This is a genomic window from Bacteroides sp. QWL-09, from assembly GCF_058683585.1.
Genome location: NZ_CM178748.1, coordinates 2,933,812 through 2,959,932, shown reverse-complemented (window position 1 = coordinate 2,959,932; position 26,121 = coordinate 2,933,812). Strand labels below are relative to the sequence as shown.

General features: G+C 41.2%; 14 protein-coding genes, 2 tRNA genes, 2 rRNA genes and 3 pseudogenes. 11 read left to right on the top strand and 10 right to left on the bottom strand.

The window, feature by feature from the left end:
- Positions 1 to 56: 56 nt before the first annotated feature.
- From AC4PG5_RS11805 to AC4PG5_RS11790, 4 genes are all read right to left on the bottom strand, one after another.
- Positions 57 to 2,938, bottom strand: a 23S ribosomal RNA gene (locus AC4PG5_RS11805).
- 126 nt (positions 2,939 to 3,064) lie between these two features.
- Positions 3,065 to 3,138 (bottom strand) — tRNA-Ala (locus AC4PG5_RS11800).
- Positions 3,139 to 3,182: 44 nt separating this feature from the next.
- Positions 3,183 to 3,256: transfer RNA gene (locus AC4PG5_RS11795), tRNA-Ile, on the bottom strand.
- A 143-nt stretch (positions 3,257 to 3,399) separates the two neighbouring features.
- Positions 3,400 to 4,923, bottom strand: a 16S ribosomal RNA gene (locus tag AC4PG5_RS11790).
- Together the 16S and 23S rRNA genes with 2 tRNA genes alongside form the textbook arrangement of a ribosomal RNA operon.
- A 1,127-nt stretch (positions 4,924 to 6,050) precedes the next feature.
- On the opposite strand from AC4PG5_RS11790, the pseudogene AC4PG5_RS11785 reads away from it, so the two are divergent.
- The 3 genes and pseudogenes from AC4PG5_RS11785 to AC4PG5_RS11775 all read left to right on the top strand — a co-directional run.
- Positions 6,051 to 7,691, top strand: a pseudogene (locus tag AC4PG5_RS11785) (FAD-dependent oxidoreductase); the annotation flags it as partial.
- An 81-nt stretch (positions 7,692 to 7,772) separates the two neighbouring features.
- Positions 7,773 to 8,486 (top strand): annotated as a pseudogene (locus AC4PG5_RS11780) (DsrE/DsrF/DrsH-like family protein); the annotation flags it as partial.
- A 12-nt stretch (positions 8,487 to 8,498) separates the two neighbouring features.
- Complete coding sequence (locus AC4PG5_RS11775; RefSeq protein WP_492029073.1) at positions 8,499 to 8,852, top strand: transcriptional regulator, SarA/Rot family; 354 nt, start codon at positions 8,499 to 8,501, stop codon at positions 8,850 to 8,852.
- An 89-nt stretch (positions 8,853 to 8,941) separates the two neighbouring features.
- Here the strand turns inward: AC4PG5_RS11775 and AC4PG5_RS11770 are convergent, their stop codons facing one another.
- From AC4PG5_RS11770 to AC4PG5_RS11755, 4 genes are read right to left on the bottom strand one after another with little or no spacing between them, the layout of a single operon-like run.
- On the bottom strand, positions 8,942 to 10,246 hold the full coding sequence (locus AC4PG5_RS11770) for a S28 family serine protease (protein WP_492029072.1): 1,305 nt from the start codon (positions 10,244 to 10,246) through the stop codon (positions 8,942 to 8,944).
- Positions 10,247 to 10,270: 24 nt separating this feature from the next.
- Positions 10,271 to 13,339: a serine hydrolase domain-containing protein gene (locus tag AC4PG5_RS11765; RefSeq protein ID WP_492029071.1), complete on the bottom strand. Its 3,069-nt coding sequence runs from the start codon at positions 13,337 to 13,339 to the stop codon at positions 10,271 to 10,273.
- Positions 13,336 to 14,169, bottom strand: coding sequence for a bifunctional metallophosphatase/5'-nucleotidase (locus tag AC4PG5_RS11760; RefSeq protein ID WP_492029070.1), 834 nt, complete (start codon positions 14,167 to 14,169; stop codon positions 13,336 to 13,338). Before AC4PG5_RS11760 ends, AC4PG5_RS11765 begins: the two co-directional genes overlap by 4 nt.
- Positions 14,170 to 14,197: 28 nt before the next feature.
- A complete protein-coding gene (locus AC4PG5_RS11755; RefSeq protein ID WP_492029069.1) occupies positions 14,198 to 14,986 on the bottom strand; it encodes a 5'-nucleotidase C-terminal domain-containing protein in 789 nt (262 codons plus the stop codon).
- 264 nt (positions 14,987 to 15,250) lie between these two features.
- Here AC4PG5_RS11755 and rplS point away from each other — a divergent pair, with 264 nt between their 5' ends.
- Complete coding sequence (gene rplS, locus AC4PG5_RS11750; RefSeq protein ID WP_492029068.1) at positions 15,251 to 15,604, top strand: 50S ribosomal protein L19; 354 nt, start codon at positions 15,251 to 15,253, stop codon at positions 15,602 to 15,604.
- 130 nt (positions 15,605 to 15,734) lie between these two features.
- Here rplS and AC4PG5_RS11745 read toward each other — a convergent pair whose 3' ends face one another.
- On the bottom strand, positions 15,735 to 16,709 hold the full coding sequence (locus AC4PG5_RS11745) for an ROK family protein (RefSeq protein WP_492029067.1): 975 nt from the start codon (positions 16,707 to 16,709) through the stop codon (positions 15,735 to 15,737).
- A 175-nt stretch (positions 16,710 to 16,884) separates the two neighbouring features.
- On the opposite strand from AC4PG5_RS11745, the gene AC4PG5_RS11740 reads away from it, so the two are divergent.
- The 6 genes and pseudogenes from AC4PG5_RS11740 to msrA all read left to right on the top strand — a co-directional run.
- Positions 16,885 to 17,601, top strand: coding sequence for an ABC transporter ATP-binding protein (locus AC4PG5_RS11740; RefSeq protein WP_492029066.1), 717 nt, complete (start codon positions 16,885 to 16,887; stop codon positions 17,599 to 17,601).
- Positions 17,602 to 17,654: 53 nt separating this feature from the next.
- Positions 17,655 to 18,914 carry an ABC transporter permease gene (locus AC4PG5_RS11735; RefSeq protein ID WP_492029065.1) on the top strand — a complete coding sequence of 420 codons (1,260 nt, stop codon included), beginning with the start codon at positions 17,655 to 17,657 and terminating at the stop codon, positions 18,912 to 18,914.
- Positions 18,915 to 18,918: 4 nt separating this feature from the next.
- Positions 18,919 to 20,160, top strand: coding sequence for an ABC transporter permease (locus tag AC4PG5_RS11730; RefSeq protein WP_492029064.1), 1,242 nt, complete (start codon positions 18,919 to 18,921; stop codon positions 20,158 to 20,160).
- A 66-nt stretch (positions 20,161 to 20,226) separates the two neighbouring features.
- On the top strand, positions 20,227 to 21,324 hold the full coding sequence (locus AC4PG5_RS11725) for an efflux RND transporter periplasmic adaptor subunit (RefSeq protein WP_492029063.1): 1,098 nt from the start codon (positions 20,227 to 20,229) through the stop codon (positions 21,322 to 21,324).
- 11 nt (positions 21,325 to 21,335) lie between these two features.
- Positions 21,336 to 22,670, top strand: a complete 1,335-nt coding sequence (locus tag AC4PG5_RS11720; RefSeq protein ID WP_492029062.1) for a TolC family protein — start codon at positions 21,336 to 21,338, stop codon at positions 22,668 to 22,670.
- A gap of 158 nt (positions 22,671 to 22,828) precedes the next feature.
- Positions 22,829 to 23,344: pseudogene (gene msrA, locus AC4PG5_RS11715) on the top strand (peptide-methionine (S)-S-oxide reductase MsrA); the annotation flags it as partial.
- A gap of 152 nt (positions 23,345 to 23,496) precedes the next feature.
- Here the strand turns inward: msrA and AC4PG5_RS11710 are convergent.
- The gene (locus AC4PG5_RS11710; protein ID WP_492029061.1) at positions 23,497 to 23,955 is read right to left on the bottom strand and encodes a DUF3836 domain-containing protein; all 459 of its coding nucleotides are present in this window, start codon (positions 23,953 to 23,955) and stop codon (positions 23,497 to 23,499) included.
- Positions 23,956 to 24,159: 204 nt separating this feature from the next.
- On the opposite strand from AC4PG5_RS11710, the gene AC4PG5_RS11705 reads away from it, so the two are divergent.
- Complete coding sequence (locus tag AC4PG5_RS11705) at positions 24,160 to 26,115, top strand: transglycosylase domain-containing protein (RefSeq protein ID WP_492029060.1); 1,956 nt, start codon at positions 24,160 to 24,162, stop codon at positions 26,113 to 26,115.
- Positions 26,116 to 26,121 lie beyond the last annotated feature (6 nt).

Sequence of the window (26,121 nt, the reverse complement as noted above, 5' to 3'; positions counted from 1 at the left end):
AAAATTTAGACTCCTAAAAAGGATAGCTAAATGGATATAACAAACAACGCGCGTTTGTAAGAAAGTGCACGGGCAATTAGTAACGCTCGGCTTTGATGTTGCCACCTTTACACCTGCGTCCTATCAACGTCATCGTCTATAACGACCCTAAGAAATCTAATCTTGTGGCCGGCTTCGTACTTAGATGCTTTCAGCACTTATCCGATCCCGACTTAGATACCCAGCGATGCACCTGGCGGCACAACTGGTAAACCAGAGGTCAGTCCAACACGGTCCTCTCGTACTAGTGTCAGAGCCACGCAAATTTCATACGCCCACGATAGATAGAGACCGAACTGTCTCACGACGTTCTGAACCCAGCTCGCGTGCCACTTTAATGGGCGAACAGCCCAACCCTTGGGACCTTCTCCAGCCCCAGGATGTGACGAGCCGACATCGAGGTGCCAAACCCCTCCGTCGATATGAGCTCTTGGGAGGGATCAGCCTGTTATCCCCGGAGTACCTTTTATCCTTTGAGCGATGTCCCTTCCATGCGGAAACACCGGATCACTATGCTCTAGTTTCCTACCTGATCGACTTGTCTGTCTCCCAGTCAAGCACCCTTATGCCATTACACTCTACGGACGGTTACCAATCGTCCTGAGGGTACCTTTAGAAGCCTCCGTTACACTTTTGGAGGCGACCACCCCAGTCAAACTACCCACCAAACAATGTCCTCGCAAAAGCGAGTTAGAACTCAAACAATCAAAGGGTCGTATTTCAACAGCGACTCCACAAATACTAGCGTACCTGCTTCAAAGTCTCCGACCTATCCTACACATCAATGGCCCAAATTCAATGTTAAGCTATAGTAAAGGTTCACGGGGTCTTTTCGTCCCATCGCGGGTAATCGGCATCTTCACCGATACTACAATTTCACTGAGCTCACGGTTGAGACAGTGTCCAGATCATTACACCATTCGTGCAGGTCGGAACTTACCCGACAAGGAATTTCGCTACCTTAGGACCGTTATAGTTACGGCCGCCGTTTACTGGGGCTTCAATTCAATGCTTCTCTTGCGATGACATCTCCTCTTAACCTTCCAGCACCGGGCAGGTGTCAGGCTGTATACTTCATCTTTCGATTTTGCACAGCCCTGTGTTTTTGTTAAACAGTTGCCTGGACCTATTCTCTGCGCCCACATCGCTGTGGGACCCTTTATCCCGAAGTTACAGGGTCAATTTGCCTAGTTCCTTAACCGTGATTCACTCAAGCGCCTGAGTATATTCAACCCAACTACGTGTGTCCGTTTACGGTACGGGTACCTCAAAGATTATGTTTAGCGGATTTTCTTGGGAGTATGGTTACATGCGCTATTGAATTGTTCCGAAGAACGCTCCATACTATCAGGTTCGACTCTCGATACGGATTTGCCTGTATCGATCAACATCTACACCCTTTAACGAACATCCGTCTGTTCGCGGCATTGTCACTCCTCCGTCCCCACGTCACTCTTAAAGGTAGTACAGGAATATTAACCTGTTCTGCCATCGGCATCACCTGTCGGCTGAGCCTTAGGACCCGACTAACCCTGATCCGATTAGCGTTGATCAGGAAACCTTAGTCTTTCGGCGAGGGGGTTTCTCACCCCCTTTATCGTTACTTATACCTACATTTGCTTTTCCACAAGCTCCAGACAAGCTTACGCTTGGCCTTCAACGCGTAGTGGAATGCTCCCCTACCGATATTTACATATCCCACAGCTTCGGTAATACACTTAATGCCCGATTATTATCCACGCCAAACTCCTCGACTAGTGAGCTGTTACGCACTCTTTAAATGAATGGCTGCTTCCAAGCCAACATCCTAGCTGTCTTAGCAATCTGACTTCGTTAGTTCAACTTAGTGTATATTTGGGGACCTTAGCTGGTGGTCCGGATTCTTCTCCTTTAGGACATGGACCTTAGCACCCATGCCCTCACTCCCGTGATTAAACTAATGCGCATTCGGAGTTTATCAAGACTTGATAGGCGGCGAAGCCCTCGCATCTTATCAGTCGCTCTACCTCACATTAGTAACTCACGAGGCTGCACCTAAATGCATTTCGGGGAGTACGAGCTATCTCCAAGTTTGATTAGCCTTTCACCCCCACCCTCAACTCATCCAGAAGCTTTTCAACGCTTATTGGTTCGGTCCTCCAGCTAGTGTTACCTAGCCTTCAACCTGGTCAAGGGTAGATCACTTGGTTTCGCGTCTACTCCTACCGACTATACGCCCTATTCAGACTCGCTTTCGCTTCGGCTGCAGATCTCAAGATCCTTAACCTGGCCGGTAAAAGTAACTCGTAGGTTCATTATGCAAAAGGCACGCCGTCACAGCATAAAGCTGCTCCGACCGCTTGTAGGCGCACGGTTTCAGGGACTATTTCACTCTTCTATTCGAAGTGCTTTTCACCTTTCCTTCACAGTACTGGTTCGCTATCGGTCTCTCGGGAGTATTTAGCCTTACCGGATGGTCCCGGCAGATTCAGACAGGATTTCACGTGTCCCGCCCTACTCAGGATACCACTAGGATCTTTTAAACTTCGAATACGCAACTATCATGCGCTATGGTTGAACTTTCCAGATCATTCTTCTCATTTAAACAGATTCCACAACGTGGTCCTACAACCCCATCACATGCCGTAACATGGATGGTTTGGGCTGTTCCCCGTTCGCTCGCCACTACTAGGGGAATCATTATTATTTTCTTTTCCTACAGGTACTAAGATGTTTCAGTTCCCTGCGTTAGCCTCCTGACATAATCAGGATGATATTTCTTCAAAATATCAGGTTGTCCCATTCGGAAATCCGCGGATCAAAGGTTATTTGCACCTACCCGCAGCTTATCGCAGCTTATCACGTCCTTCATCGCCTCCGAGAGCCAAGGCATCCGCCATGCGCCCTTATTTACTTTCTTACAAACGTTCACTGTTACTATAAAAGTAACATGCGTAAAGTTTGATATATACTTTTAGCTCTTACTAAATTTTTACTTTTTGTACAACATGTCAAAGATCGTTTTTCTTATGTCTCAAAGAAAAGGTGGAGAATAACGGATTCGAACCGTTGACCCCCTGCGTGCAAGGCAGGTGCTCTAGCCAGCTGAGCTAATCCCCCGAAGTAACAAAAAAAGAGATGGTCATCCAAATCTCGTACATCGGTAGTCCCAGGCAGAGTTGAACTGCCGACCTCTACATTATCAGTGTAGCGCTCTAACCAACTGAGCTATAGGACTGTCAGTACACTCGTGCCTAAAATAGGCCCGGCTTCTTTTTATCTCTTGTTTATCCTTATTAAAGATCTATATCTTAAATAAACAAGTACCAGTAGTACAAAAACCAAGAACCATTAATCGTCATTTGAACGGTATCGCTCCAGAAAGGAGGTGTTCCAGCCGCACCTTCCGGTACGGCTACCTTGTTACGACTTAGCCCCAATTACCAGTTTTACCCTAGGACGCTCCTTACGGTTACGTACTTCAGGTACCCCCGGCTTTCATGGCTTGACGGGCGGTGTGTACAAGGCCCGGGAACGTATTCACCGCGCCGTGGCTGATGCGCGATTACTAGCGAATCCAGCTTCATGGAGTCGGGTTGCAGACTCCAATCCGAACTGAGAGAGGTTTTGGGGATTAGCATCACGTCGCCGTGTAGCTGCCTGTTGTACCTCCCATTGTAACACGTGTGTAGCCCCGGACGTAAGGGCCGTGCTGATTTGACGTCATCCCCACCTTCCTCACATCTTACGACGGCAGTCTCTCTAGAGTCCTCAGCATGACCTGTTAGTAACTAAAGATAAGGGTTGCGCTCGTTATGGCACTTAAGCCGACACCTCACGGCACGAGCTGACGACAACCATGCAGCACCTTCACAAATGCCTTGCGGCTATAATCTTTCAACTATATTCATTTGCAATTTAAGCCCGGGTAAGGTTCCTCGCGTATCATCGAATTAAACCACATGTTCCTCCGCTTGTGCGGGCCCCCGTCAATTCCTTTGAGTTTCACCGTTGCCGGCGTACTCCCCAGGTGGAATACTTAACGCTTTCGCTTGGCCGCTTACTGTATATCGCAAACAGCGAGTATTCATCGTTTACTGTGTGGACTACCAGGGTATCTAATCCTGTTTGATACCCACACTTTCGAGCATCAGTGTCAGTAACAGTCTAGTCAGCTGCCTTCGCAATTGGAGTTCTTCGTGATATCTAAGCATTTCACCGCTACACCACGAATTCCGCTAACCTCTACTGTACTCAAGACTGACAGTATCAACTGCAATTTTACGGTTGAGCCGCAAACTTTCACAGCTGACTTACCAGCCCACCTACGCTCCCTTTAAACCCAATAAATCCGGATAACGCTCGCATCCTCCGTATTACCGCGGCTGCTGGCACGGAGTTAGCCGATGCTTATTCATAATGGTACATACAAAACACCACACGTGGCGCACTTTATTCCCATATAAAAGAAGTTTACAACCCATAGGGCAGTCATCCTTCACGCTACTTGGCTGGTTCAGACTTCCGTCCATTGACCAATATTCCTCACTGCTGCCTCCCGTAGGAGTTTGGACCGTGTCTCAGTTCCAATGTGGGGGACCTTCCTCTCAGAACCCCTATCCATCGTAGGTTTGGTGGGCCGTTACCCCGCCAACTGCCTAATGGAACGCATTCCCATCGATAACCGAAATTCTTTAATATTTTCAACATGCGAAGAAAATATACTATCGAGTATTAATCTTTCTTTCGAAAGGCTATCCCCGAGTTATCGGAAGGTTGAATACGTGTTACTCACCCGTGCGCCGGTCGCCAGCAGATTATTGCTAATCCCTGATGCCCCTCGACTTGCATGTGTTAAGCCTGTAGCTAGCGTTCATCCTGAGCCAGGATCAAACTCTTCATTGTAATAATATTGTTTGAATATTAACTCTTATATAAATAAAAGCCAATACCTTTTTAGCTCTGTTCAGGATACCGTAAAAATTTATTGACGATCTAATAATACCTAATAATAAGTATTGACGGTTCTTGTTTTTTACTTGTACTACTTGTATTGTTTATCAATATTTCAAAGAACGTGGCTTCTGATCAAATCTTCGATTCAAAAGCGGGTGCAAAGGTAAAACTCTTTAAGCAAACCACCAAACGTTTTGGAAAGTTTTTTTTCAGAATTATTTTTTCAGCAAATCTAAAATCAACACAAAGTGATCTTAAAAAAGAATATCCTCGCAACCATTAGCGATCAAACCAAAGCAACATTTCAATCAAAAGGCTTTGTCTCTCTTGCAAAGCGAATGCAAAAATAGAGCATTAAACACCAATACGCAAATACTTAGAAAAGTTTTTTGAAAGGTTTTTGAATAAAAAAACGTAATCAACTGGATAACAGATGTGTTATAAAGCATGTTTTCAAAGCAAAAAAGACAGAGGAAACAAAATCAACACAGAAAGAACACCATATAATATTACACGCACATGTACGTCTGCGGGCGAACGCGCAATTGCGGGCGAGGGCGCGAGCACACACAATAAAAATGAAGATCGAAGTGAGCCTAGATATAAGAATAGATATATTAGCATATATATGCAAACATGGACATAGATGCATTACCAATGGCCGAAACTAATATTGGGTGAGGCGAGAATAAATCTGAGGACGGACGAAAGTTTCATAAACCCTAGAAAGAACCATTTAAGCTAGAATGAATTCGATCGGCCTCCTTCGCAATTGAAGTTCAATGAACTCCAATTGCGAAGGAGGCCGAATCAAAAGACTTTTATCGTTTAACTGTAGTCAAACAATGTTTTTCTATTTAATCTATAATATTATAGACTATAAAAACAAATTATCAGCAATCAGAGGTCTGGCAAACAGACAAATAAAAAAGAACAAAAAAACAGCTAGTCAAAAAATCACACTTCAAAAAACCGACTATTAAAAATATAAAAAATGCAAAAAGTATTTTTTATTCGAATGATTTTATTTCATTTGCATTTAATTTCCAATGGAAAATATCAACAACGTTACATATATGAAAATCGTTATCATCGGAGGAGTTGCAGGAGGTGCAACGACAGCAGCAAGAATTAGACGAATGGATGAATCTGTAGAGATTATCCTTTTAGAAAAAGGGAAGTATATTTCCTACGCCAATTGTGGTTTACCTTACTATATTGGCGACGTTATCAAAGAACGAGAGAAGCTTTTTGTCCAAACCCCTCAAGCCTTCTCTACTCGCTTCAATGTTGATGTACGCACAGAAAACGAAGTTGTCTTCATCGATCGGAAAAAGAAAACAGTTTCGGTAAGAAAAGTAAGTGGACAAACCTATGAAGAATCTTATGACAAGTTGCTAATATCAACCGGAGCAACTCCAGTTCGCCCCCCCATCCCAGGAATTGAGTCTGAAGGGATCTTTACACTAAGAAATGTCTCGGACACAGACCAAATCAAAACCTACTTAAACACACATCGCTGTCAGAAAGCAGTTGTTGTTGGCGCCGGATTTATCGGGCTAGAAATGGCCGAAAACCTTCATCATCTTGGACTGGATGTTTCTATTGTTGAGATGGGAAATCAAGTCATGGCACCGATCGATTTCTCGATGGCTTCATTGATTCACCAGCATCTTATTGATAAAGGAGTGCATCTTTATCTAGAACAGACCGTAGCCTCTTTTGAGCCTAGCAATAAAAGCATAAATGTCGTTTTCAAAAGCGGCCGCTCAATCGAAGCCGACTTAATCATCCTCTCAATAGGAGTACGCCCAGAAAGCACATTAGCTCGCTCAGCCGAACTCACAATCGGCACAACAGGTGGAATATCAGTGAATAACCAGTTGCAGACATCCGATGAATCAATCTATGCCATTGGAGACGTGATTGAATACCCTCACCCGATTACAGGAAAACCTTGGTTAAACTACCTTGCAGGTCCGGCAAATCGCCAAGGCCGTATCGTAGCAGATAATATCTTAGGCGCTCAGATCAAATATGAAGGCTCTATCGGTACATCAATAGCTAAAGTTTTTGACATGACCGTAGCTTCTACCGGTTTACCTGCAAAACGCTTAAAGCAAGAAGGAATAGAGTTTGTTTCATCAACCATACATCCAAATTCACATGCCGGATATTACCCCGATGCCTTACAAATGAGCATCAAGATTACTTTTGACAAGAATACAGGTAAACTCTATGGTGCACAAATCGTAGGGTATGATGGAGCAGACAAACGCATCGACCAGTTTGCCCAAGCCATTAAGCGCCAAGGAACAATCTATGATCTGATGGAAACCGAACAAGCTTACGCACCACCATTTTCTTCAGCTAAAGATCCGGTAGCCATAGCAGCCTATGTTGCCGAAGATATCATCAAAGAAAGAGTCAAAACAATCTATTGGAGAGATATGCAGGACACCGAAAAAGAAGATAAGTTCTACCTCGACGTACGCACTCTTGAAGAATTTGAGCTTGGTTCTATTCCTGGAGCTGTAAATATCCCACTTGACGAACTTCGACAAAGAATCAACGAGATCCCCAATAATAAGATAATTTATGTATTCTGTGCTGTCGGACTAAGAGGTTATCTTGCCAGCCGAGTCCTCATGCAATCCGGCTTTAAAGATGTACGCAATCTATCCGGAGGATTAAAAACGTATAAGGCCGCCACTGCCACTCACACACCTATATCAACAGAAATGTATTCAAAATTAGAAAAAAACACAAACCCAATAGAAAGCATTGCTGCTTTCGAAATTGACGCTTGCGGCTTACAATGCCCAGGACCAATCCTCAAACTCAAAAAGACCATTGACACGCTTAACATAGGACAGCAACTTCGCATTTCGGCAACCGACCCGGGTTTTCCTAGAGACGCCGCCGCATGGTGTAAATCGACAGGCAATCATTTCATAGGACAAGAAAGTTCACAAGGAAAAACAGTCGTAACCATTGAGAAAGGTGAACCAAAATCGTGTAACTTGGTCACTTCTTGCGAAGGAAAAGGCAAAACATTCATCATGTTCAGTGACGACCTCGATAAGGCACTCGCCACATTCGTCTTAGCTAATGGTGCGGCAGCAACAGGACAAAAAGTAACAATCTTCTTTACGTTCTGGGGACTCAATGTCATCAAGAAGGTCAAAAAACCAAAAGTTAGTAAAGACATCTTCGGAAAAATGTTCGGCATGATGTTGCCTGCTCACACCAAAAAGCTTAAACTTTCAAAGATGAGCATGCTAGGCATAGGCGACAACATGATGCGTTACATCATGAAAAATAAAGGAATCGATTCTTTAGAATCCCTACGTCAACAAGCTCTGGAAAGTGGAGTTGAGTTCATCGCTTGTCAAATGTCAATGGATGTGATGGGGGTAAAAGCTGAAGAGTTATTAGATGAAGTGACTTTAGGTGGGGTAGCAACCTACATGGAACGGGCAGACGAAGCGAATATCAACCTATTCATTTAAACGAAAGGCTGTATGAAAACGATTTGTATGATGAGAGAAGTCTTCAAAGCTATTGGTGCTTTCGAAGAGGAGTTTCAACAAACCTACGATTTATCGCTCAATGAAGCCATGATTTTGTGTGCACTCAATGAGACAGGCACTCCCATGACTTCAACAGCTCTATCAAAGCGGACAGAGTTACGTCCATCGCATACCTCCAAAACGATTCGTTCACTTGAAAATAAAACCTTGATAAAACGCACACTTAGTGATACAGACAAACGACTAATGTACTTTAGTTTATCGAAAACCGGTAAGGATAAAATCGAAAACCTCAGCTTAGAGCAAGTTGAGGTGCCAGATCTTTTAAAGCCATTATTCGAATAAACGATTTCTTTAAGACAACTTCTACCCAAAAGCATGCTATTGCAAAGAATATTCCTCATCAATAGCATGCTTATTTTATATCTATCGATTTACTCCAACCACTTTGTTAACAGTTCTACAACTTCTTCCTTCATCCCGTTGGGAAGTGTCTTAATCCGAGCAAGATGGCTTCCACCCGGCTGAACATATACATGAATATTTCGCTTTCCCTTTAACCAAGTCACCCCTGCTGCCGTCCATGGGTCATTCTGTCCATAAATAAAAATCATCTTAGGGTCATTTGATTTTAAGAATTTAGTAATTTTCCGACTAAGCGTAGAATCAAAATCCATGGTTTGAAGTTTCTCTGGAAGCATCAGTCTCTGCAAGTAATTTTTTGTCGTCCTAATCGACAAGAAAGGCTTAAATGACTTGGTATCATAGCCATAATATCCAAGCTCGCGCGCCGCCTGAACAAAAAATGAAAGATTAGGATTGTCTATCTGAAAATAAGAAGGATCACTAATTGAAATGAGATGTTTAAACAAGATGCTATCAGAAGAAGCAGTCGATGGAATCTGACTTATATCAATCCCCCATTGCCAAACAGAAAATGAGTATTCTAAAACACAATAATCGAAGATTTCATCACATGACGCCCTAAATATATAACGATTCTGATTACAAAATTCCTCAAAAACAGGCATTAAAGTTGCCCTTCTCTTCAACACTTCAAGCTGAAAATTCTTAACTTTATTTCGTTCTTCAACAGCCGAAACGGATTGAATAAAAGGCTCATGACGTCCATCCTCACGAGCACGACAAAGAGGAGCCACATAAGGGACAGAAACCGCTACATCATCCGGATAAAATGTCCGATACAATAAGGCCGTTTGTCCCCCCTTACTAATACCAGTACTCACCCACTTTTTCGAATAAAGTGCCTTGAAAGCCATATTAACAGCATGCAAATCGTTTGCTGAATTTTCGGCTGTCAGATACTTCCAATCACAAGTTTTCGGAGTTGATTTCAAGAAATAACGATGTTCTACAAAAATCATATTAGCATTGAACAATCGAGAGATTTCTTCTCTATACCCCGGACGTAAAGCATAAGCCGCGCCATAACCTTCAGTGACCATTACTGTTGGTCGATCAAAATCACTATGTCCAACAATCACTCGTTGAGAAAAATGTCCTAACTCAGGATGTTTATGATCAATAGGCTGTCGGAAGTAAACCACATACTTTTCTGCAAACTCTGTGGTTTGAAGTTGTTCGACTTTTTCGACCGTAGACATAGCTTTCAACTGTTCAAGAAGAGTTTTCTCTGCTCCAAGCACATTCGACGGCTGCATGATCCATAAAAGGATCAGCAGGTTAAAAAGATTCTTTTGAAAAATGGTGTGTTTCATAATTAGTATATCATTAAATAAGGATTACTTATCGATGAGTGCATCATAAATGGTTTGCTGAATCTGTTCACGAATCTTCAAAGACATTAATTTATAATTTGTCACATTCGGATAAATCCGATTACTCAAGAAGACATAGACCAACTGATTTTCAGGATCAGCCCATGCACAAGTTCCGGTGAACCCAGTATGCCCAAAGACGGTTGTAGGTACTCCAATAGCACAAGGTCCTTTTTCAGGATTTGAACGGTCAGGATGATCAAAACCAAGGCCCCTTCGACTAATTTTAGAAACAGAGGTCGTAAACAGTTCGCAAGTCTCCTTACTCAGATAATGTTTTCCATTCCACTCTCCCCCATTTAAAATCATTTGAAAAATAGAAGCAACCTCCTCAGCCGTAGAGAATAACCCGGCATTTCCGGACACACCTCCTTGAAAAGCAGCTGCCTCATCGTGTGCAAAACCATCCAAAACAGTTTTTCTTAAAAAGCCATCAATAGATGAAGGGACAATCTCGTTCTTAGAGAGACGCCTTAAAGGTAAATATCCCGTACGGTTTAGCCACATCGGCTTATAAAACTCCTTCTCCAAGTATTCATCCATAGACATTCCTGCCAAAGCCTCAACAACCCATTTTAATAAAACAAAACCTACATCACTGTATCGATAGGCTTTAGATTGAATAGGTGCCTTTACAACCACGTCCTCCATCACTTTTTTAAATGATTGATTCAGCCATAAACTATCAGTGATTTGCCAGATAAAATCTCCATGTTTAAACGTAGAGATCATAGTCGGATCAAACCTAAAACGAGGATTTCCCCAAGTACGTGACCCAATTCGAATGGGATGCTTAGCGTCCAGACGTGGAGCAAACAGCCGTCCTGAATAACTTTTCTCATCTATTGCTCGAGTATAAAACAATAAGCTCGAAGGTAAGCCAGATTGATGATATAGAAGTTCTTGGATGGTCAGATTTTGTTTGTTGGTATGCCTTAAGAATGGCAAGTAAGTCGAGACTTTGTCCGTCAAACTGAAACGTCCTTTATCATAAAGTTTCATCAAAGCCAGAAGAGTCCCTGTGACCTTAGACAATGAAGCCAGATCATAACAGTCGGTCATTTTCACAAGCTGAGAGCCATTGCCGTCATGTGTCCCAAAAGCCTTTTTATACATCACATGCCCATCCTTCATCACCAAAACCTGGCATCCGGGATAAGCCTCATGGATAATTCCATTCATAGCCAAAGAATCAATCCGGTTCAAAATATCTGACGATAACCCATATTCTTCCGGGATAAAATGCAGGGGCGTTTCTGGGGTAATGGTTACCCCATCTCCTAACCGATACAGCCCGCCGACATCACTAGCAAGACGGCCATCAACGACAGTTTTACCAAACAGCACATCAGCAACGTGAGACTGAACATCCGAGCTACCGGAATGTGCCAAGACAACAGCAGAAGCTTTCGAAGCCCCACGTTGCATTTGAATAATCATTTTATCTGGAACAAAGAAAGAATAAATCACGGGAGATGTGGTCGTCAGCTTTGCAAAGAACTCACGATAAGGCAACAATCGAAGTTGACTAATACCTACAACGATTCGTTGAAAACCGTCTAATGAATCCATCAATTGACGGCTTTCTGTTTCCGACAAATTAGGACGTAACCTAAAACGTTCTACCGTAACATAACGGGACAGCTGTTCGGAAAAAGGATCAAGTTCTCTTTCATCCGCTACCTCAATCAAAGCGATTCTCTTTTTAGTTTCAGCAAATAAAGGTAATACTGAGTTTTCATTCTTCACCACTGTGACAGCAGCTAATTTCAATCGCCGAATTAAATCACGAGTTTGAGGTGTATTAATACGATACTCTAAACCAGAAAGGTTAATGTGTGGCTTTTTATTTAGTCCAAGAGCATATTTATAGGTTAGCACCTTCAAGCATTTTGCATCAATCTCATCTTCGGATATCTCTTTGTTGCGCACCGCCTTTACGACAGCTTGCAACTCTCCCTTCAAATTACGAGGTGCAAGAACCATATCATTCCCAGCTTTCAATGCTTGCAAACAAACATGAGCATTACCAGAGACCCCCCTCATAGCCAAAGCATCTGTAAAGATTAATCCTTTAAAAGCTAATTCTTCGGTAAGAAGATTATAAACAACATTACGCGATAATGACGAAGGTAAGTCCCCCACAGGTTCAATAACAGGTACCTGTAAATGACCAACCATCATGCCACTCACTCCGGCATGAATCGCTTTCTTAAAAGGATAAAGCTCGACATGATTTAGTCGTTCCCGTGAAAATGGAATAATTGGTAAAGCTTTGTGTGAATCAATATCTGTATCTCCATGTCCCGGGAAATGCTTACAAACAGAAAGTATCCCTCCGGTTTCCAATCCTCTCGAATAGGCAATCACTTTATCGCTCACCCTCACCGGATCTTTACCAAACGAGCGAGTGCCAATCACCGGATTCTTGGGGTTAATATTAACATCCGCAACAGGGGCAAAATTAACCTGGACGCCAATAGCCTTACATTGTCTAGCCATCTCACGCCCATACTCATAAATTAAATCATTATCTTTAATACAACCCAGAGTCGCATTTTTAGGAAAGACCGGCATACCACGCAATCGCATTGAGAGTCCCCATTCTCCGTCGAACGTAATCATTAAGGGGATACTTGCCTGCTTTTGCGCTCGATTAGTTAGACTAACCTGATTCTCCAATTTCCCTCCTGAGAATAAGAGTCCACCAACCTTATAAACACTTACAGCATCATGTAAAAGCGTCCTATTTTGTTTCGTATCTATTGGCGATAATGTATAAATAAATAATTGCCCTACCTTTTCCTCAAGACTTAACTTCACCATCACACCTTTAGCCCATGACAAAGCCTCTTCTCGTTTTAAGCTATCACTAAGTAATATGGGATATTCAGCAGATTCTTCAGCTTCCTTTGGGTCATTTGAAGCAGACAAACAAGCCGTCAATCGATCATCCGGCAACTCTCTTCCCAAATTTAACGATAAAGAAAAAGCTAATAAAAAAAGAGTTAGGAAAGAGGTTATTATTCTCATTTCTTTTTAAATTTCAAATCCATCTGTCCGACATAAATTCCACTTTTCCCTGAATGCAACACAAAGACCTTCCGTCCCTCCATATTCAGATAAGTCTTAGGTGTTTTCATAAAAGTATGCGAATGTCCACCCAAAACAACGTCAATGCCGGCCGTCTTGCCTACTAAATATTCATCGTACTGAATACCCAAATGAGATAAGCAGATAATTAAATCACATCCTTTTTTTTTCAGAATCCTAGCCGTCTGATTAGCCACCTTAACTGAGTTTTGATAAACAACACCGATACATTTCTGGGCTTGTATCAACCCTTCCGGCTTAGGAGCCAAGCCAAACACGCCTATTCTTAGACCATACTTCTCAATAATAATATAAGGTTTGACTAAATCTTTAAGCACAGTCGATTGAAGATCATAATTAGAACAAACAATCGGGAATGTCGCCATTTTAAACAAGCGAGCCATGTTATCCAATCCAAAGTCGAACTCGTGATTTCCGATAGTCATAGCGTCATACCCCATCTCGTTCATCAGTTTAATCTCAACTTCACCACGAAACATATTATAATAAGGCGTCCCTTGAGAAACATCCCCGCAATCAAAAAGCAAGATCTCTTTATGATTTTTACGAAACTCCTTCAAAAAAGCTGATCGACGGACAAATCCCCCTTGATCGAAATAAGAATCGCCTCTCTGATTTATCGGTTCGATGCGACTATGCACATCACTCGTGTGCAGTAACGTTAGGTTTATATCTTCCTGTCCGAATACTGAGATCGATAAATTTAAAAAGATCAATCCCAATAACAGAATATTTTTTCTAATTTTCATTTTCAATTCCATTTAAAAGCTCTAAATATTATTTCACAGTCACTCTTCCATCAATATGAGACGTTATATTCCGACCTGCGGCAGTCTCTTTTCTAACATATTCCAAAAACAGGTCACGCAAGATAGCTCCATCCGGACATTCTCTCTTCACCGCTTGTAACAAAGCGGTCATATCTCCATTTCCGTCAGCTAGATAATCAATAGTAGCAACCGTATAAATATTCTCTTCTTTGATCGGTTGCCCGTTCACTGTTGCTTCTAGCAAGCGTCCATCTTTCGAGATAATCAATCGAGCACCGCTAATGCCTTCACCATGCCGTGAGGCAATCGCTTCCAAAAGGCGATTCACATCGCTTCCCTTAAGAGTTAACACACATAAAGAATTCTCAAAAGGAAGAATCTCAAAAACAGTTCCCACAGTAATTTCGCCTTGAGGGAGAATATTTCGCAAACCTCCCATGTTTACAAGTCCAAAATCTGCAGGACGACCGATAACCCGTTCGGCCGAAAGTCGAAGCACCTCCGCCACCAAATTTGACAACAAACTCTCTGGCGCTCCCTTATCCATTGTCAAATCACTCTTCCCAATGACCTCATACATCATTTGATCGACTTGATCTTTATAAGGCTTTAACACAGTAACAATGTTCTGATCACCCTCTTTATCCCAAGTTTGATCCATTCGATTCATCACCCCTCCGACCTTATCAATTTGATAATGAGAATTCTTAATCTCATAACCTGAGCGACAAGAAGTTAAAAACAACATTCCTAATAGGAATATGCCACAAGAAAATTTCATATGCATTTGTTTCATTCCTTTTTTTTATTCAGTTCCACAAACTTACAGAAAAATATTTATATATAAACTCTATGCAAATAAATAAAACAAAGAAAACCACTCCTATAATGAAACCAGCAAAGAAAAAGTAATCGCCAATACAACCATGCAAAATTCCAAAAACATTTGGCTATCTGATAAATAATTCGTTATTTTGCACCGCTTTCGCGCAATCGCTGTCAAGATAAGAGTTACTTGATATGTTGCGTTGTAACGATAAACAATTTAATAAAAGGAACAATGGATTTAATTAAAATTGCAGAAGAAGCATTTGCTACAGGCAAACAGCACCCAAGCTTCAAAGCAGGTGACACCGTTACCGTAGCTTATCGTATCGTGGAAGGTAGCAAAGAACGTGTACAGTTGTACCGTGGAGTTGTTATCAAAATCTCAGGTCATGGAGACAAGAAACGTTTTACAGTTCGTAAAATGTCTGGAACAGTTGGAGTAGAAAGAATTTTCCCTATTGAATCACCTGCAATCGACAAAATTGAAGTGAACAAAGTTGGTAAAGTTCGTCGTGCTAAATTGTATTATTTACGCGCTCTTACTGGTAAAAAGGCGAGAATTAAAGAAAAACGAGTTATCGGTTAATTCAGTATATTCTCCGGTTCGAGATAAAAAGAGTGCTTTTAAAAGCACTCTTTTTTTTATACCTACTAGTCTACAAATAAAAAAGGTTGATTGTTTCCAATCAACCTTTTTATATTCTTTATATTAGGAATTATTCTTTCAATTCCCAAGCTAATGCGCTAGCACCCAAAACTGCTGCATCAGAATCTTTCAACTCAGAAACCAACAATTTAGTCTTACCTTTATAGATATTAAGTACATTATTATCAATCGCTTTTTGAATAGGCTTCATAATATAGTCACCAGATTTAGCTAATCCACCGAACAATACAATTGCTTCAGGACTAGAGAATGCAATAGCATCAGCCAAGGCCTCTCCTAAGATAGCACCGGTAAATTCAAAAATCTCTTGACCAAGTTTATCACCTTGTACTGCAGCATCATAAACATCCTTAGATGTGATACTTTCAGCTGGAATATTACGCAATAAACTCTCATCAGTACGAGCAGCCAAGAATTCACGAGCAGTACGTGCAACACCTGTTGCCGAGCAATAAGTTTCAAGACATCCCTTACGACCACAACCACAAAGACGTCCATTATCGCGACGAACAATAACGTGTCCAAGTTCACCGGCAAAACCGTCATGTCCATATACCATCTGTCCATTAACAACAATACCACTACCAACCCCAGTTCCTAAGGTAATCATGATAAAGTCTTTCATTCCACGAGCCGCACCATAAGTCATTTCACCAATAGCAGCAGCATTAGCATCATTTGTAAGTGCAGTAGGAATTCCTAATCTTTCTTCGAACATTGCTGCCAAAGGTAGAATGCCCTTCCATGGTAAATTAGGTGCAAACTCAATAGTTCCTGTATAGTAGTTACCATTTGGAGCACCAATGCCAATCCCTCTTACTTTACTTACACCGCCATTAGCAGCGATTAATGGAAGCAAGTGTTTGCAAACTTCATCTGCATATTCTTCTACTGTTGGATAAACGCCTGTCTTCACCGAGCTACTCGCAATGATTGTGCCACGAGCATCAACAATACCAAAAACAGTATTTGTACCACCTATATCAATACCTACCACATAGGGTCTCTCCATAGTTGAATTCATGATATTTTTTCTTTTAATGGGTTAGTTATTTTAGTTCTTGCATACAAATTACGGAAAGAAGATTGAGTCTACAAAATCTTTTTAAAAAAAAATGCAGTCCATTTGCAACTTTTCATATCTTTCAGTCGTCTAATATTTTAAAATCATAAAATCAAGAAACTAAACTTAGAAAAACGTGATACATTTAACAAACATCAATAAAACGTACAATAACGGTGCGCCATTGCATGTGCTTAAGGGCATTGATCTTAACATAAAAAAGGGAGAGTTTGTTGCCATCATGGGAGCCTCAGGATCTGGGAAGTCTACCTTGTTGAATATTTTAGGGATCTTAGATAATTATGACAGGGGAGAATACTATCTAAATGGAACCATCATAAAAGGCTTAAGCGAAACCCAAGCTGCAGAATATCGTAACCGCAAAATTGGCTTTATCTTTCAGTCCTTCAACCTTATCGCTTTCAAAAACGCCGTTGAGAATGTTGCTTTACCTCTATTTTACCAAGGCATTAGCAGAAAGAAGAGAAATCAATTAGCTTTAGAATATCTCGATAAACTCGGATTAAAAGACTGGGCCCATCACATGCCTAATGAAATGAGTGGAGGACAAAAACAACGTGTAGCCATAGCAAGAGCTTTAATCACTCAACCTGAAATCATATTAGCTGACGAACCAACCGGAGCATTAGACAGCAAAACCTCAGTGGAAGTCATGCAGATTTTAAAGGATCTTCATCGATCAGGCATGACTATTGTCGTAGTGACTCATGAGAGTGGAGTTGCTAACCAAACCGATAAAATCATTCATATCAAAGACGGATTAATAGAATCGATTGAGGAGAATCTAGACCATGATGCCTCTCCATTTGGTCAAAACGGTTTCATGAAGTAACCTTATAAACCCTTAACTTTCATTCTCATGTTATTCATATAAATCCAAAGCAAATGATTGATATTTGGCAAGAAATATATAGTACTATTAGACGCAACAAACTTAGAACCTTCCTAACCGGGTTTGCTGTAGCATGGGGTATCTTCATGCTTATTGTTCTTCTTGGAGCAGGAAACGGCTTAATACACGCTTTCGATCAATCCGCATCAGAGCGTGCGATGAACGTCATGAAAATCTATCCGGGGCGAACCACAAAATCGTACGACGGTTTAAAAGAAGGACGATTTATTCAACTGGATAATAAAGACCTAGCCATTTCAGAACAACAATTTCCAAAACACATCATTAATGCAGGAGCCACAGTCTGGCAAAGTGATATTAATGTGAGTTTTCAATCGGAATATGTCAACATTAGTCTCACTGGAGTATTCCAGAACCACACAGCAGTGGAAGCTGTAAAACTTTACAGAGGGCGGTTCATAAACAACATCGACATTAAAGAGAGAAGAAAAGTGATCGTTCTTCATAAAAAGACAGCAGAAATCTTGTTTAACAGAACACACACCCAGCCAATAGGGCAGTTTATTAACGCAGGAAATGTGGTTTATCAGGTGGTAGGACTCTACAACGACAAAGGTGACAGTGGCGATCGCCCGGCTTTCATCCCATTCACAACCTTGCAAACCATCTATAACAAAGGAGATAAGCTTAGCAACATTGTTATAACGACTAAAGATCTAGAATCGGAGAAATCGAATGAAGCATTTGAAGAAAGCTATCGAAACCAACTTGGTAAAAATCATCGATTCGATCCAACTGATAAAAGTGCGATTTGGATTTGGAATCGGTTTACGGATTTTTTAAGTCAACAAAAAGGGATGGGTATTCTTCGAACAGCAATCTGGATTATAGGTATCTTCACCTTATTAAGTGGGATTGTGGGCATCTCAAATATCATGCTCATCACCGTAAAAGAGCGTACACGTGAATTTGGCATACGAAAAGCGTTAGGAGCAAAACCAAAATCAATTTTATTTTTAATCATCATTGAGAGTATCACGATTACAACTATTTTTGGATATATCGGCCTATTTTTGGGTATCGCAACTACCGAATGGATGAATAAATCATTTGGCACCCAAACCATGGATGCAGGAATGTTTTCAGAAACGGTCTTTTTAAATCCTACAGTAGACATTCAAATCGCGATTCAAGCCACGCTCACTCTCATTATTGCAGGAACACTCGCTGGACTTTTCCCTGCAATAAAAGCAGTCAGAATACGTCCAATAGAAGCACTTAGAGCAGAATAAGATTATGAAAATAGACATTGATTCATGTGAGGAAATCCTCATCACAATAACAAGAAATAAGACTCGAAGCCTACTCACCGCTTTTGGAGTCTTCTGGGGAATTTTTATGCTTGTAGCACTCATTGGAGGAGGAAAAGGAATGCAAGAAATGATGAAAAAAAACTTCGAAGGTTTCGCTACAAATTCCGGTTTCCTTGTATCTCAAAAGACAAGTGAACCTTATAAAGGATTCAGAAAAGGCCGTTGGTGGGATTTAGAGATACAAGATATTGACCGTCTGAAAAATAAAGTACAGGGATTAGACATCATTACCCCTTCTGTTGCCAAATGGGGAGCTAGTGCGGTCTATGGAGATAAAAAATACGATTGCAGCGTAAAAGGTTTATATCCAAATTACACCGAGATCGAGACACAAAAAATGGCTTATGGCCGTTTCATTAATGATGTTGACATAAAAGAAGCTAGAAAAGTATGTGTAATCGGTAAACGAGTTTATGAAGCTTTATTCAAAGCGGGTGAAAATCCTTGTGGGAAATTTGTCAGAGTTAATGGCGTTTATTACCGGATTATAGGTATGTCTGCCTCAGAAGGAAACATGAACATACAAGGCCGTTCATCAGAATCTGTCACATTGCCCTTCACCACCATGCAGCAAACGTTCAATCTAGGAAATGAAATTCATGTTATTTGTTTCACGGTAAAAAAAGGAGTAAAAGTCAGCGACATTCAGCCCGATTTAGAGAAGATTGTAAAAAAGGCTCATTATATTGCACCAGATGACAAACAAGCGGTTATGTTACTGAATGCTGAAGCCATGTTCTCTATGGTCGATAATTTATTTAAAGGCATACGAATTCTGATTTGGATGGTCGGATTAGGTACCCTATTTGCAGGTGCAATTGGTGTTTCCAACATCATGATGGTAACCGTTAAAGAACGAACCACAGAAATAGGCATACGAAGAGCTATTGGAGCTAAACCCAAAGACATACTACAGCAAATACTTTCGGAAAGTGTGGTACTAACGACTATCGCGGGATTATGTGGCATTTCTTTCTCCGTTCTCGTCCTTCAAGTTGCAGAAGTTGGAATTAATGCAAGTGGCACTTCAGCACATTTTCAGATTTCGTTCTGGTTAGCCATAGGCACTTGTGCATTACTCATCGCACTCGGTATGTTAGCCGGATTAGCCCCAGCCTATCGGGCAATGGCAATTAAACCAATAGAAGCCATAAGGGACGAATAAAATTCGTCTAGGCGAGAATCTTAAAACAAATAATAAAACAGTTAATAATCAAATCAGATATATCATATGAAAAAGATTTTTAAAATTACCGTGTTAGTGCTTTTGGCTCTAGGTTTTATCTTCACCTTTGTCTTTCTTTACCAGAAGTCAAGACCAAAAGTTATTGTATACGAGACATTAGCAGCAGAAATCGCCGACTTAGAGAAAACGACAGTCGCTACAGGTAAAGTTGAACCAAGAGACGAAGTCTTAATCAAACCTCAGATTTCAGGGATTATTGAAGAGCTTTACAAAGAAGCCGGCCAAAAGATAAAAAAAGGAGAGGTCATAGCCAAAGTAAAAGTGATCCCCGAACTTGGACAATTGAACGCAGCAGAAAGCCGCGTTCGACTAGCAGACATTAATTTCAAACAGGCTCAAACCGATTTCTCTCGCATCAAGAAACTTTATGAGAAAAGCTTGATCAGCCGCGAAGATTATGAAAAAGGTCAGATCGCTTTCAAACAAGCTAACGAAGAAGCACAGACCTCAAAAGACAACCTGCAAATTGTCAAAGAAGGGATTACTAAAAACAGCGCTTCGTTCAGTAGCACTCTAATTCGTTCAACCATCGACGGATTAATACTCGATATCCCCGTAAAAAGAGGCAACTCAGTGATTATGAGCAACTCTTTTAACGACGGAACAACCATTGCTACTATTGCCAACATGAACGACTTAATCTTCCGTGGAAATATCGACGAGACAGAGGTCGGCCGAATTCATGAAGGAATGCCTGTAAAACTCACTATCGGTGCTTTACAACAACTCTCGTTCAACGCTGTGCTTGAGTACATCTCACCCAAAGGCGTTGAAAACAATGGTGCCAATCAGTTCGAGATCAAAGCAGCCATCACCGTGCCCGACTCCGTACAAATACGTTCTGGTTATTCGGCCAATGCGGAGATCGTACTCCAGAAAGCTAAAAAGATCATCGCTATTCCGGAAAGTACTGTTGAGTTTAAAGACGACTCCACCTTTGTCTATATATTGACCGATTCCATTCCTGAACAAAAGTTCAAACGTCAACAAGTCACCCTAGGGATGAGTGACGGGATAAAAGTCGAAATCAAGAAAGGACTCCAAGCCAAGCAAAAAGTACGCGGAGCTGAAATTAACAAATAAAAAAGGAATAGATGATGAAACTTAAAATAGCCACACTCTTAGTTCTTGGAACATTAGGATGCAGTGCGCAGGCTCAAACACAAGAATCAAATGTTTGGAGTTTACGTCAATGCATTGACTACGCTATAGAACATAATATAGACATACAACGTGCAAAGAATCTCACCGATCAAAGCACAGTGGATGTCAACACCGCCAAATGGAGCAGACTACCTAATGTAAACGGAAGTGCCAGCCAGAACTGGAGTTGGGGAAGAGGGACCTCTCCTAAAGACAATACGATAAAAGATAATATCAACAGTTCCCAATTAGGATTCGGTGCGCAAACCGATATCCCAATTTTCACCGGATTTCGTTTGCCAAATCAATACAGCTTGTCGAAATTAAACTTAAAAGCATCCATCGAAGATCTCAATAAAGCCAAAGAAGATCTATCGATAAACGTCGCATCGACCTACTTGCAAGCCTTATTAGACTTAGAGTTGCGGAACATCGCACAAAAGCAGACCGAAATTAGCAAAGCACAGTGGAACAGATTAAAGGAGTTGTTCAACGAAGGTAAAGCCTCTACAGCCGAAGTTGTAGAAGCGGAAGCAAGAGTTTCTCAAGACGAAATGAATGCAGTTAAAGCCGAAAACGCCTACAAGCTTTCATTACTCAATCTCAGTCAGCTCCTCGAGTTACCAAACCCGGAAAAGATCGAATTAGAAGCTCCAGTGGACGAAGTTGTTTTCACCTCACTAAGTCCCATCGACGATATTTACCTACAGTCCATCAATAACAAGCCAGTGGTTAAAGCCGCTCAATATCGATTAAGCGGAAGCGATAAAGAAATCAAGATTGCTCAAAGCGGATATTATCCGGAGTTAAATCTCAACGCCGGGCTCTCCACAGGTTACTATTCTATTGACGGTATTGCCTCGGAAGGCTTCAAGACCCAGTTGAAAAGCAATCTCAGAAAATATGTCGGATTAAGCCTAAACATTCCAATCTTCAACCGCTTTGAAACTCGAAATAGGATACGAAAAGCGAAGCTGCAGAAGATCGGACAAGCCTTAATCTTAGACAACACAAAGAAGGCGCTCTACAAAGAGATCCAACAAGCGTGGTATAATGCGCTGACAGCCGAAAGCAAATACAACGCTAGCCTCTCATCGGTAGAAGCCAACCAAAAATCGTTTCAGCTCATCAGTGAGAAATATGCCAACGGCAAAGCCACATCAATAGAGTATAACGAAGCCAAGTTTAATCTCACGAAAGCTCAATCGGAGAAAGTACAATCGAAATACAACTATCTATTCTCGTCCAAGATTATCAACTTCTATAAAGGCATACCTATAGAATAAATCCTCGAGCATCGAGTAATTGTTAAAGATCAAAAATAAGATAAACATCCCCGTCTTCTCATTGGTTTTACCAAACAGCGAGAAGACGGAGATGTTTTTTTATACTAGGATTTTTATCTTAATCACTTTTATCACCTTAATACATAGATACATCAACAATGAACAATCAATCTGAAATTTACTTAGCCGGTGGATGCTTTTGGGGAACCGAACATTTCATCAAACAAATTGACGGGATCGAACAAACCGAAGTTGGATATGCCAATAGTAACATACCTCAGCCCACCTACGAGCAAGTTTGTACGGGAGCCACCCATGCCGCAGAAACCGTTAAAGTAGTTTATAACTCCGGAAGTTCGGATCTTTTGACTTTATTAGATTTATTCTTTAAAACCATTGACCCAACAATTTTAGATCGCCAAGGCAACGACATCGGATCACAATACCGAACAGGAATCTATTATACCCAACTGACCGATCGACCGATCATCGATGAAGCTTTAAAAAAGTTGGCAGCCAATTACGAAAGTCCCATTGTAGTAGAAGTGAAACCGCTAGAGAACTTTTATGCAGCCGAGCTCTATCACCAAGATTATTTAGACAAAAACCCCAACGGTTATTGCCACATCCATCCGGCACTATTTAATCTCGCCAAGAAAAGCAATATCAAAAAGCAGTAACTTCAAATCCCATAGGGCCTTTACCCACTAAGGTTATAAAATAGATTGCCCTTGCTACATCACTTATAGCAAGGGCAATTCTCATCTTACACTCTTAAACGACCTATGATTAAAAGTCGTAAGACGGCGAATATAATCATTACTTATCATTTCATGACCAAGTCATTTGCAGTAGCCTTACCCACATTGTAGTTAACGCAAGCGACAGGCATATTAGCTTCATTCAATTCGTACACACTCTTCTGAACCGACTCATCATAAGCTTCACTCTTATCACTCCAACGGGCGTATTCTAATACAATCTGATTAGCAGTATAAGTGTACGTCATCTTGAAGTAAGGCGCCCATTTCTCACTCACTCCGTCCCATTTAAAGGCGACCTTCTCTGTCATCCTTTTCTGATCATCATAAGCGAAATCGTATTTCATGTGTCGGTAAAGCGAACCGTCCATACGATAAATCACTTTCGAGACGACTAGATCTCCCACTCTCTCTTCATTGGTTACGAACTGAGGTTCACCTGTTGCTTTTAAGTTAGAAGAGAAAAACAAAACGAATGCCATTGCTATCAAGCCTGCGATTCTAAACATTTTAGTTGCTTTCATAATTATGGTTTTAAATTAAAATTTAGGTTCTTATTTTATCTATTAGACGTTGACACTTCCCCATTCGTTGCATGAGGGATGCATTTTATTCCATTAATAAGTTTAAATGATGTTAAAGGCTTTTCGCTCGAAAAAACGAAGTCAGATGAGACGGCGAACCGATTATTGTCTACCTTTGCATTCAGGAAAAATATATCCAAAGAAATGAAGACGATTCAGAACAAACGATTATTGCTTTATTTAGTGATAGGATCATTCCTATTGGCATTAAGCACGTTATACCTCTGTCGCAACCAATTACTTCAAATGGTTGTCAGCAAAAAAATAAGTACCATTCAACGCACCTATCATCTGGACATCGCCTACCAAACCCTTAAGATGAAAGGACTCCATAGCCTTTCAATGGAAGCGTTCACCATTGTGCCCCAACATAAAGACACCCTAGTCCAATTAAAGTCGCTCGATCTGGAAATCGATCTCTGGTCGATATTCAAGGGAGATCTAAAAATAGATCAAGTTAACCTAAGTCACCTTCGCTGCACATTTATAAAACGAGGAGATTCTTCCAATTACGACTTTCTATTCATCAACCCCCAAGAAAAGAATCGCTCCACCTCACAAGTCGACTACGCCAGAAAGATAAAGAACAGTTTAGGGATCATATTCAACTTACTCCCAAAGAATGGCTCTTTGAAAGAAATCAGTATTACACAACAAAAAGACAATCGTTCCACTTCCATCTACATTCACCAGTTTGATATTCTCCAAAGCCACTTTAATGGCTTAATCGAAATAGAAGAAGATTCATTAACCCAACACTTAAAAGTCAACGGAGAACTAGACAAAGGAGACAAACGACTTCAAGTCAAACTTTACGGTCTCGATCAAACAAAAGTCAACTTGCCTTATATCACCCGTCGTTTTGAAGCCAACATTGCCTTCGACACCTTATCGTACGACTTAAATCTAAAGCCAGGCATCGACGCCCACTCCATCACCCTAAAAGGGAAAGCAGCCATTTGCGGTCTCACGATCTTTCATAAATCCCTGTCCCCCGACCCAATCTGCTTAGATCGTGGACAGTTAGATTATCACCTTAACATCAACCGTAACACCCTAGAGCTAGACAGTACTTCGACCGTCTTATTCAACAAACTACAGTTTCACCCCTATCTAAGAGCAGAGAAAAAGCAACATTGGCATCTGACCGCCTCAACCCACAAAGAATGGTTCCCGTCAGATCACCTATTCAGTTCCTTACCCAAAGGGTTGTTTACTAACCTCGAAGGACTAAAAACCAGCGGAGAATTGAGTTATCAATTCTTTACCGACATCGATTTTTCACAGCTCGACAGTTTAAAATTCCAGTCCGATCTCAAGTCACGTCAATTCAAGATACAAAAATTCGGAGCCACCAACTTAAGAAAGATGTCGGAAGAATTCCTATACACCGCTTATGAGAACGGACGCCCCCTACGAAGCTTCCTTATCGGACCGTCGTACGAACACTTCACCCCGCTCGACAGTATCTCGCCATTACTACAGATGGCTGTGCTTCAGAGCGAAGATGGCGGATTCTTCTATCACCGCGGCTTCTTACCCGATGCTATACAAGAGGCCTTGATCTACGACTTGAAAGTGAAGAAATTTGCACGAGGCGGAAGTACCATCAGCATGCAACTCGTGAAGAACGTCTTTCTCAATAAGAATAAAAACTTCATGAGAAAACTAGAAGAGGCCCTTTTAGTCTGGCTCATTGAGAACCAACACCTCACCTCTAAAGAACGAATGTACGAGGTCTATCTCAATATTGCAGAATGGGCACCGATGGTTTACGGCGTTCAAGAGGCGGCCCATTTCTACTTCAATAAACGTCCGTCGGAACTCAACACAGAAGAATCGATATTCTTGGCTTCCATTATTCCCAAACCCAAGCATTTCAGAAATTCTTTCCAGATGGACGGGAACTTAAAGGCCAATCTTGAAGGCTATTATCGCCTCATTGCCAAAAGATTGGCCAAAAAGGGATTGATCGATGAAGTAACAGCCGATAGCATCAAGCCGGATATAAAATTATCAGGCGAATCTCTACATGTCATCATGAATAGAGAAACGCCTGAAACAAAACCATCAATCCTAAAAAATAGTGAAGAGAAATAATAGAAA